5 protein-coding genes are annotated in these 6208 nt (G+C 37.6%); 4 read left to right on the top strand and 1 reads right to left on the bottom strand.

All coding sequences use genetic code 11. The features are described from left to right. Positions 1 to 223: zinc ribbon domain-containing protein (locus KQI76_RS09740; RefSeq protein ID WP_216400119.1), on the top strand; the 223-nt coding region annotated here is incomplete at its 5' end. A gap of 497 nt (positions 224 to 720) precedes the next feature. Here KQI76_RS09740 and KQI76_RS09735 read toward each other — a convergent pair. Beyond that, positions 721 to 2013, bottom strand: a complete 1293-nt coding sequence (locus KQI76_RS09735) for a S1C family serine protease (RefSeq protein WP_216400118.1) — start codon at positions 2011 to 2013, stop codon at positions 721 to 723. 168 nt (positions 2014 to 2181) lie between these two features. Here KQI76_RS09735 and KQI76_RS09730 point away from each other — a divergent pair, with 168 nt between their 5' ends. The 3 genes from KQI76_RS09730 to typA all read left to right on the top strand — a co-directional run bounded on the left by KQI76_RS09730 (position 2182) and on the right by typA (position 6121). Beyond that, on the top strand, positions 2182 to 2880 hold the full coding sequence (locus KQI76_RS09730) for a response regulator transcription factor (RefSeq protein WP_216400117.1): 699 nt from the start codon (positions 2182 to 2184) through the stop codon (positions 2878 to 2880). After that, positions 2877 to 4196, top strand: a complete 1320-nt coding sequence (locus KQI76_RS09725) for a sensor histidine kinase (protein ID WP_216400116.1) — start codon at positions 2877 to 2879, stop codon at positions 4194 to 4196. The genes KQI76_RS09730 and KQI76_RS09725 overlap by 4 nt, the downstream gene beginning before the upstream one ends. 98 nt (positions 4197 to 4294) lie before the next feature. Further along, positions 4295 to 6121, top strand: a complete 1827-nt coding sequence (typA, locus tag KQI76_RS09720) for a translational GTPase TypA (protein WP_216400115.1) — start codon at positions 4295 to 4297, stop codon at positions 6119 to 6121. The last annotated feature ends 87 nt before the right edge of the window (positions 6122 to 6208 follow it).

The raw sequence follows: 6208 nt of genomic DNA, 5'->3' as shown, positions 1-6208 counted from the left end.
CATGTTCACTACTTTCTTAGGATACAAGCTAAAAGAACAAGGGAAACAGCTTATCAAAATAGATAAATGGTTTCCTTCCACTAAGAAATGTTCATGCTGTGGTGCTGAAAAGAAAATGTTCTTGTCTGAACGTACATACCATTGTTCTTGTGGTTTTGTGCTAGATCGTGACCACAATTCAGCAATCAATATCAAAAATGAGGGATTACGCTTATTAGCATAGAAACAAAACTCTTGGAACAAGAGGGGTAGCTCGGTCAGTTTTCGTTGGCTAGTAAAAGCAGCGATAAGTCGAGAAGCCCCCACTTCAATTAGATCGCAAGGCAATAAGTGGTGGGTAGTTCACAGCAATTTCAGCAACTGATCTGGAGAATGGGATTCTGCATGTTGATATAATCAGAAAAAGATAACCCCTCTATGGCACAAGAGGGGTTTGTTTGCTAATGATTGAATAAGTGAAAATTAGAGGGTATGAAGTGTACTTTAACAAGATCAATCATTAGCGTCTATATTAAATTCATTAGAGCATTTAAAGAAACTCTGATGAATGAAATAACATTGATTGTCGATTAACAGTCGTTGAAGGCGCAATTCGTTCATCTTACACTCAGTGAGAGATGAAGAAGAATTCCCACTGAGTGAAGGTTTACTTTCCCCTGTTTGAACGAACCATTGTCCTCGTTAACGAGAGGCGAATCTTCTTATTGAATAAGTCTTTTATTATTCACCTTGTAGCGTAATGTCTGTTTTTTCTGCAACGCCATCACGATAATATGAAATCGTAACAGTGTCCCCTATTTTTGCTTCTCGATAGAGATACTGTCTTAGATCCATCATATCTTCAATAGGTTCATCATCAATAGCTGTAACAACATCATAAACTTTTAGACCTGCTTCATCAGCTGAAGACCCTGAGTGGACTTCTGCGATTACGATTCCACTTGTTACCTCGTTAGGATCAAGTTTTAGTGTTCTTTGAATATGTTGAGTTGGAACACTAGAGAAATCAATTGCACTAATACCCATAAATGGTCGGGTGACTGCACCATTTGCTTCTAATTGTTCAATAATTGGTAAGGCTTCATCGATTGGAATAGCAAACCCAATTCCTTCTACGGATTGAGTCGCAATTTTCATTGAGTTGATCCCAATCACTTCACCAGCTGCATTAACTAAAGCACCGCCACTATTACCAGGGTTAATCGCTGCATCTGTTTGGATAACGTCCACATTCCAATCTGCTACTCCATCATTATTCAAGTCAATATCCAACGAACGATCAAGTCCACTAATAATTCCTTTGGTTACTGTTCCAGCAAATTCTGTTCCTAGTGGATTACCAATGGCAATTGCTGTTTCGCCGACGACTAGATCAGAGGAATTTCCGAATTGAGCAACAGTATCAACGTGTTCGGCATCAATAGATAGAACGGCTAGGTCAGTTAATTCGTCTTTACCATGGAGCTCAGCTTCAACATGCTCACCATCTGTTAAGATGACCTCTATTTGATTCGCACCATCAATAACGTGTTGGTTAGTAACGACGTAAGCTCGGTCATCCTCTATTTTATAAATAACGCCTGAACCTGACCCAGCGTCAGTACTCTCAGACCATAAATCAGTTGCTTGTAAATTGCTGACACCTACCACTGCACCTGCAACATCACTTAACAATTCTTCCGAAACACCGTCATCATCTTGACTAGATGTTTGGATCAATCTTTGTGAAGAGATGACTTGGTCCTCATCAGCGTTGTTCTGTGCAAATTGATTAATAGGAATGACACCAGTATAGAGTAAAAGGAATCCGACAATAGCAACAGTTAGACCACCTATAATGCCACTTAACCAAATTGCCCATATTTTAGGCTTTCCCGTCTGATGATTGTTAATGGGAGGCTCACTGTTATTTTTTTGATTCATTGAATTAGGTGTTTGATCTGCTTGTTCTAAATCATTTGATGGCTTCTTTTCTTCATTTTGTTGATCATGATTATGATAGAATTCATCCATGTTGGCCACTTCTTTCTGTATTAAATATATATGTTACTTTATACTTAATAGTATAGCGGATATATTCGGCAATCATTCGGTATATTTGTGAAAAAAGTATGGAATAGATTGAACTAGTCAGTTTGCCTTAAATATGGGAAAATAGAGTTGATAAAGGAGGTAAATGAAATGTCCTATCATATATTTCTTGTAGAAGATGATCCTAATATTAGAGATATTGTTTCAGCTTATTTAGAAAAAGACGGTTATACATTATCTATGGTTGATAATGCGGAAGAAGCTTGGGAAATGACACGTGATCAGCAACCGGATATGTGGATCTTAGATATTATGCTACCAGGAATGGATGGCTATGAACTATGTAAAAAAATTAGACAAGAAAGTGAAGTTCCGATTATCATTATTTCCGCTAAAGATGAAGAAGTTGATAAAATCCTGGGACTGGAGCTTGGTAGTGATGATTATTTAACTAAACCTTTTAGCCCGCGTGAATTAGTGGCTCGTGTGAAACGCCTGTTTAAACGTGTTGCTACCTATAAGGAACAAATTGCTGATCAAAAAGACCAAGACTTCCGGGCGGGGCATTTAACTGTTCAAGTAAGTGATCGGCGGGTTTTTTGGTATGATGAAGAAATTGAAGTAACCGCAAAAGAGTATGAATTGTTATATAGCTTAATCCAAAATCAAAATCGAGCATTTTCAAGAGAGGAATTGTTAACTTTGATTTGGGGGGAAGATTACTTTGGTAGTGATCGTGCGGTTGATGATTTAGTTAAACGTCTACGGAAAAAGATTGATGGTTTACCGATCGAAACCGTTTGGGGTTATGGCTATCGATTACGAGATGATGACGAGGCTGACAAATGAGATTGCAGACACAACTGACCTTAGCATTTACAACACTGTTAGTCATTACGATGACAATTGTATCGATTACGATTCATTCATTGTTGCTAAATGTCCTAATTCAAAATGAAAAGGATCAGCTCCAAGAAAAAGGAGAGATGTTATCCCAGTTTTTGTATAGCGAAGTTGTCCCAAGTAATTTCTCACATTGGTTAAATAATGAGGAACTATATCTGTTTGTATACAATCGGTCGATTGATCGAGTGATGCTTTATTCAAGGTCATTAGATTTAGAATTAATTCATGATTGGGTGGAAAGATATGATTTAACACAGAAACAACAACCGCTTTGGTTTGATGGTGAGAATCAATATGTTGTTTCAATTATATCCATTTATCCTGAGTTATTGGATGAAGAGTTAGTATTGATTACACCGCTCGATCATATCCAAGAAATTCAGCAAATCTTTTTTAATCGGCTGATGATTGTATTCTTAATCGGGATATTAGTTATTATTATCCTAACCCATTACCTAACTCATCGCTTAGTTACACCATTAACGCAGTTGAAGTATCAGTTGAAAAAAATTGAAAAACGTCAATTTGATGATGTTAAGCGTGTTAAAGCCTCTGGTGAGATTAAAGAAGTGGAAAAAAGTGTTGTCGATATGGCAAATGAATTAGAACGTTATATGAAGTCACAACAGCAGTTTTTTCAAAATGCAAGTCATGAGTTGAAGACACCGTTAATGACGATCCAAGGTTATGCGGAGGGAATTAAGGATGGTGTTTTTCAAGGTGAAGATTCAGATCGTGGCCTTGAAGTGATTGTCGCAGAGATAGGCCGATTAAAGAAAATTATCAATGAAATGATTTTATTAGCAAAATTAGATAGTAATGAAGATGTTTACCATGAGGAAGATATTTATGTGAGTCAGCTTGTTCAATCAACTGTTGATCGTACGATACCAATGGCAACAGAGCAACAGATTGCTTTGAATCATCAGATTTATAATGACGCTGTTATCCATGTTGATCAAGAGAAAATGCTTCAAGCGATGTTGAATATCGTCACAAATGCAATTCGCCATGCAAAGACAAAAGTTTATATTGAAGTATTAGAAAAAGATGGTCGCTTGCAGATCATAGTTGATGATGATGGGAATGGCGTTGATGATGCATTGATTCCGCAGTTATTTGAGCGATTTATTAAGGGGAAGGATGGAGAAACAGGGCTTGGATTAGCAATATCCCGAGCGATCGTTGAACGGTCACATGGTACGATTCGTGCCGAACACTCTCCGCTAGGAGGCGCGCGTTTTGTCATTACATTTTAATTTTCTAAAAAACTATCCTAGACCATATGGAATGTGCTATAATAACTCAGTTACAGCTTAGCACAAATGCTAGCAAGATAGAGGAGATGTAAAATAGAATGCCATTAAGAGAAGATATTCGCAACATTGCTATTATTGCTCACGTTGATCATGGTAAAACAACCTTAGTTGACCAACTACTGCAGGATTCAGGTACTTTTCGAGAGAACGAACAGGTTGAGGATCGAATGATGGATTCAGGTGATATTGAACGTGAACGTGGAATAACAATATTAGCTAAAAATACAGCGATTCAATATAATGACCGACGGATAAATATATTAGATACACCAGGTCACGCAGACTTTGGTGGTGAAGTTGAACGGATTTTACGAATGGTAGATGGTGTGTTACTGGTCGTTGATGCCTATGAAGGATGTATGCCGCAGACGCGTTTTGTTTTAAAAAAGGCACTTGAGCAAAAGTTAACACCAATTGTTGTGTTAAATAAAATTGACCGTCCAAATGCACGACCAGAACATGTTATTGATGAAGTATTGGACCTATTTATTGAATTAGGTGCTGATGATGACCAGCTTGAATTCCCGGTGCTTTATGCATCAGCTTTAAATGGCACATCAGGATTAGAGCCGGATCAGCAGGAAGAATCAATGGAGGCAATTTTTAAAACGATTATCAACCATATTCCTGCTCCAGAAGATAATAAGGAAGAACCTTTACAATTTCAAGTAACCTTGCTTGATTATAATGATTATGTGGGTCGAATTGGAATTGGTCGAGTGGCACGCGGATCAATTCATGTTGGACAGCAAGTCACATTAATTAAAAAAGATGGTCAAATGAAGCAGTTTCGTGTCACAAAAATGTTTGGTTTCTTAGGGTTAAAGCGAATTGAAATCGAACAGGCATATGCAGGTGATATCATTGCTTTATCTGGTTTAGAGGATATTAATGTTGGTGAGACTATTTGTCCTGTTGGTCAAGAAGAGGCCTTACCATTATTGCATATTGATGAGCCAACGCTGCAGATGACTTTTGTTGTGAATAACAGTCCGTTTGCAGGAAAAGAAGGTAAATATATCACATCAAGAAAAATAAAAGAACGATTAATGACACAACTTGAAACAGATGTCAGTCTACGTGTTGATCCAACCGATTCCCCTGATGCTTGGATTGTTTCAGGACGTGGTGAATTACATTTATCAATACTTGTGGAGAATATGCGTCGAGAAGGCTATGAGCTTCAGTTGTCTAAACCTGAAGTTATTATTAAAGAAATAGATGGTGTAAAACATGAACCGATGGAACATGTTCAAATTGATGTTCCAGAAGAGCACACTGGAACTGTTATCGAAGCACTTGGTTCTCGAAAAGCAGAAATGTTGGATATGGTGAATCAGGGAAATGGCCAAGTCCGCTTAGAATTTCGAGTTCCTTCACGGGGTTTAATTGGTTATACTACGGAATTTATGACTCAAACACATGGTTATGGAATCATCAATCACACATTTGACAGTTATCAACCTGTTGTTCCTGGCCAAGTTGGTGGACGCCGTCAAGGAGTACTAGTGGCCTTAGAAAATGGGAAGGCATCAACTTATGGCATTATGAATCTTGAGGATCGTGGGGTGATTTTTGTAGAACCAGGTACTGAAGTATACGCTGGGATGATTGTAGGTGAGCATAATCGCGATAATGATCTTACAGTCAATATTACGAAAGAAAAACATCTTACAAATGTGCGATCAGCAAATAAAGACCAAACAGCAACGATTAGAAAAACACGGACAATGTCTTTAGAAGAGGCAATTGAGTATTTAAATGATGATGAATATTGTGAAGTGACACCAGAGTCAATCCGTTTACGTAAGAAAATTTTAAACAAAAGTGAACGTGAAAAAGCAGCAAGAAGAAAAGATAAGTGATTAAAAATAGACAAGTTATAAAATGAACAGCTAAATCATTTTATAACTTATTTTTTTTGTAGACTAGCAGCCGGCAAAGGCCTGGTT

It is taken from the genome of Amphibacillus sp. MSJ-3, assembly GCF_018919165.1.
GTDB lineage: Bacteria > Bacillota > Bacilli > Bacillales > Amphibacillaceae > Amphibacillus.
The sequence above is the reverse complement of the archived record's forward strand: the minus strand, read 5'-3'. Positions and strand labels throughout refer to the sequence as shown.

What these genes read in the sequence shown, in the direction of transcription:
- KQI76_RS09730 (WP_216400117.1), top strand. Translation starts at nt 2,182, where the DNA reads ATGTCCTATCATATATTTCTTGTAGAAGATGATCCTAATATTAGAGAT.
- KQI76_RS09725 (WP_216400116.1), top strand. Translation starts at nt 2,877, where the DNA reads ATGAGATTGCAGACACAACTGACCTTAGCATTTACAACACTGTTAGTC.
- typA (WP_216400115.1), top strand. Translation starts at nt 4,295, where the DNA reads ATGCCATTAAGAGAAGATATTCGCAACATTGCTATTATTGCTCACGTT.
- KQI76_RS09735 (WP_216400118.1), bottom strand. Translation starts at nt 2,013, where the DNA reads ATGGATGAATTCTATCATAATCATGATCAACAAAATGAAGAAAAGAAG.